This is a genomic window from Polynucleobacter meluiroseus (assembly GCF_900205755.1).
GTDB lineage: Bacteria > Pseudomonadota > Gammaproteobacteria > Burkholderiales > Burkholderiaceae > Polynucleobacter > Polynucleobacter meluiroseus.
In genome coordinates this window covers 1-3,214 of the sequence record NZ_OANS01000010.1, presented here as the reverse complement: position 1 = coordinate 3,214, position 3,214 = coordinate 1, and the positions used below count along the sequence as shown (strand labels likewise).

At 42.5% G+C, this 3,214-nt stretch carries 5 protein-coding genes; 4 read left to right on the top strand and 1 reads right to left on the bottom strand.

Annotated features, from left to right (window positions below):
* Nucleotides 1–402 precede the first annotated feature (402 nt).
* Complete coding sequence (locus tag CP950_RS09865) at nt 403–972, top strand: DsrE family protein (RefSeq protein WP_096674878.1); 570 nt, start codon at nt 403–405, stop codon at nt 970–972.
* 178 nt (nt 973–1,150) lie between these two features.
* On the opposite strand, the gene CP950_RS09860 is transcribed toward CP950_RS09865, so the two are convergent.
* Nucleotides 1,151–1,804, bottom strand: coding sequence for a glycosyltransferase family 2 protein (locus tag CP950_RS09860; RefSeq protein WP_165766450.1), 654 nt, complete (start codon nt 1,802–1,804; stop codon nt 1,151–1,153).
* Nucleotides 1,805–2,016: 212 nt separating this feature from the next.
* Here CP950_RS09860 and CP950_RS09855 point away from each other — a divergent pair, with 212 nt between their 5' ends.
* The 3 genes from CP950_RS09855 to CP950_RS09845 all read left to right on the top strand — a co-directional run bounded on the left by CP950_RS09855 (nt 2,017) and on the right by CP950_RS09845 (nt 3,099).
* Nucleotides 2,017–2,340: a type II toxin-antitoxin system RelE/ParE family toxin gene (locus tag CP950_RS09855; protein WP_096674874.1), complete on the top strand. Its 324-nt coding sequence runs from the start codon at nt 2,017–2,019 to the stop codon at nt 2,338–2,340.
* A gap of 50 nt (nt 2,341–2,390) precedes the next feature.
* Nucleotides 2,391–2,648: a helix-turn-helix transcriptional regulator gene (locus CP950_RS09850; protein WP_419185592.1), complete on the top strand. Its 258-nt coding sequence runs from the start codon at nt 2,391–2,393 to the stop codon at nt 2,646–2,648.
* A gap of 103 nt (nt 2,649–2,751) precedes the next feature.
* Nucleotides 2,752–3,099 carry a DUF3024 domain-containing protein gene (locus CP950_RS09845; protein ID WP_096674872.1) on the top strand — a complete coding sequence of 116 codons (348 nt, stop codon included), beginning with the start codon at nt 2,752–2,754 and terminating at the stop codon, nt 3,097–3,099.
* Nucleotides 3,100–3,214: the final 115 nt, after the last annotated feature.

The following is a 3,214-nucleotide window of genomic DNA, read 5'->3' as shown; positions in this document are numbered from 1 at the left end:
TGAGATTGATTAGCTGGTAGCTCAATAGGCATCACTGCCGCATGAATCAAGCTGGCAAATAGACTAAGGCAGAGGGCGACGCAGATCCTTCTCATTGATTAATTTTATGCTTTTTATGATTTTGTCGTTTAAAACGACATCGCAAGCACTGACCATGGATGAGCGTCGCTTAAATGGACGCTTGACGGACGCAGGGATGACAAATCCCCAATTAATAAACTGTCCTTTAAAAGGACGCCTCTAGGTAGGGATATCCGAGAGTAGTAGTGGACAACCCTACTAGGTACAAAAAACACTTCAGCTGGCCCCTTGGGGCATAGTTATGAGCATATAAGAAAAGTATTAGTAAATAAATTGTGTTGTAAAGCAAAATGATCGCTTCAATTTAATAGGATATAAATTATGAATTATTTAAAGCTACTGGTTATTTTGAGCGTGTTCATTTTTCAAGGCCATGCTTTTGCCGCCTCTGAGGTAGAGCAGTACGGAACAGCCAAGTTTCAAAGCTACCAAGATATTGAATCTGTTAAGCAACTCAAAGTTGTTTGGGATTTTAATTTTCAGGATCCAAAAAGTGTCAATGGCGTTTTTAATAATCTCGCCGCATTACTCAAAGCAACCGCCGAATATGGTCCGCATGATTTTGAGCCCATCAAGGTCGTAATTGTGTCGCATGGGCCGGAGTTGGTGGTATTTGACAAGCGTAACTATGCGAAATATAAAGATGTAGTCGAGCGTGCGAGTAACTTTGCCAAACAAGGTGTTAAATTTGAAATTTGTAATAACGCCGCCAAGGCTGTAGGCTCTAGACCAGAGGATTTATACGGCTTTGTTACGGTTGTACCAGCAGGGCCCTATGCCTTGGCTTATTGGCAGTCAAAAGGCTACTCATTAAATGCCGTCGGGGCTACGATGCCAACAGGGCCTTTAAGTGAACTGAATAAGGCGGATGTTCATCCAAAAATTGAGTAGGTCCCTTTAAGGGGCAGTTTTAGTCGAGGATAAAGACGGTCTATCCGAGGCCGATGGCGGCCGACCCTTCCGGACCTCAAAAGAAAATAGCCCAACAAGTGGGCTATTGTGAATCTTGGTGGCCCGGGGCGGAATCGACCAGGGCCCAGGATGCCTGACTCTGGCTCGCCCTCAAAAGTTAATTTACCTCTAGCTCTTTTAATTGCGAGGTTTCATGAGAATATTTCAAAAAATTTTCTCGATGTCTCCTATAAAATAAAAGCCCCTCCTTGAGGCTGGCTACTGTAGCGCCCTGTTGGAGCATCTTATCCCAAAGATTCCAATCTTCTTGGGGGTGGACTCCATGCTCATATCTCTTTTTGTATCCAATTTTTTGTCCAAGAGCTGTGCGATACATCATTGATCCATGATGCTGATCCTGACGATTCCAATACAAATCACCCTGATGAGGAAATGCCTGGATAGGTAATCGCATGAGGATGTCTTCCTTTAATTCACCAGTAACAATAACGTCATAAGTAACAATATCGGCACTGGTCTTGGATAACAACTCAATCGCGTCTGAACGCAACCAATTATCAGCCCCTATAAATAGAACATATTCAGTATCTACTCTGGATAGAATGTCTTGAAAGTTATCTACAACCCCTAGATTCTCCTCTCTCAATACATATTCGATATCAGGATATAAGCTTGGCAGATGGTTGCAGTCTAAACCGCCATCATCAACAAATAAAATTCTTGTAGGCGATATGGTTTGGGAAAGCAGGGACTCGATGCAATGGGCGGCAAGGTGTCCGTATCGATAGGAGGCAATAACTATAGTGATCATATTGAGTAGCATTAGAGCATGAAACTATGACATTGATAGTCATAAACTCAGCATGCACAAAAGAAAATAGCCCAACTAGTGGGCTATTGAGATTCTTGGTGGCCCGGGGCGGAATCGACCAGGGCCTAGGATGTTTAATTCCGTCTCTAGACTGGTGCTTTAAAAGACAATTTACTCTTGCTAAATGTTAACAAATTTGTTAACATACACAGATGAGCTATTCCATCCTTTATTACAGCGAGCAGGTTCAAGAAGACATTATGAATCTTCCCGACACGCTTCAAGCTCGCTATATTGGATTGACCACTCGAATGATTGAGCATGGGTCGAATTTAGGCTTGCCTCATACGGATTCATTTGGCGGCGGCTTATTTGAATTAAGACTTAAAGGGGCTGAAGGTATCGCCCGAGTTTTCTTTTGTACGATGGTGGAGAAAGAAATAGTGATGCTCCATAGCTTTATTAAGAAGACTCAAAAGACGCCTGAGAAAGAATTAAAGATTGCGAAAGCACGTATGAAGGAGTGGAAAAAATGACAACGCAGAAGAAAACAAAAATGCTTACCCATAAACAAATGATAAGCAAAATGCTTAAAAAGCCCGCTGTAAAAGCCGCAGTCAAAGAACTTGATCGCACTGAATTTGCTATTCTTGATGAGATTCTTACGGCAAGGAAAGAGGCTGGATTAACGCAAGCTCAAGTGGCAAAAAAGATGGGAACGCAAACCCCGGCTATTGCTAGATTAGAAAGCTCTCTGGCTACTGGCAAACATTCCCCAAGCCTAACTACCCTAAGAAAGTATGCGGCGGCCTTGGGCAAGAGAGTTGAGCTTCATTTAGTCTGAGGACGTCTATATCCACTGTAATCATTTCACCCATAATTCATAATGGCTATGTTTGAAATAAAATTGATTGATCAGTTTTACTTTCTGGGATAACTAATCAGGTATGGCATTTAGCATTGAACAGCTAGGGGATATTGACTATTTGGTCGGGCAGTGGTGTCTGCTTCTGGCTCCACTTGAAATCAAAAAAGATCTTGATTACGATTACGAAATCGATGGCCAGGCTGTAAGTGTTTTTGAAGTTCGCCCTTTGTGGCGTGGAAAACCAGGAGAGTTAACTCGACGACCGTTTGTAAAATTTCGGTATATACAGTCTGAGGCTCTGTGGCATATTTATTGGATGCGAGCCAGCGGAAAATGGCAAGCCTATGAGCCAAATCCAATCTCAAAAGATCTCAATGAGGCACTACAAGTTATTGATGCCGATCAGTATGGCTGCTTCTTTGGATAACAAGCTTGGGTTAGTCACCCGGTAATCCCCCCATTTTTAACTTAAGCTAAAAGTAGAAGCTGGTACTGCAAGTGCTAGTTTTTGCTTTGGTGTAATTCCACCTAAGCCCATGTTC

Excerpts from the sequence above, each read along its gene's own strand:
- CP950_RS09845 (WP_096674872.1), top strand. The coding sequence starts at position 2,752 with ATGGCATTTAGCATTGAACAGCTAGGGGATATTGACTATTTGGTCGGG.
- CP950_RS09850 (WP_419185592.1), top strand. The coding sequence starts at position 2,391 with ATGCTTAAAAAGCCCGCTGTAAAAGCCGCAGTCAAAGAACTTGATCGC.
- CP950_RS09855 (WP_096674874.1), top strand. The coding sequence starts at position 2,017 with ATGAGCTATTCCATCCTTTATTACAGCGAGCAGGTTCAAGAAGACATT.
- CP950_RS09865 (WP_096674878.1), top strand. The coding sequence starts at position 403 with ATGAATTATTTAAAGCTACTGGTTATTTTGAGCGTGTTCATTTTTCAA.
- CP950_RS09860 (WP_165766450.1), bottom strand. The coding sequence starts at position 1,804 with ATGATCACTATAGTTATTGCCTCCTATCGATACGGACACCTTGCCGCC.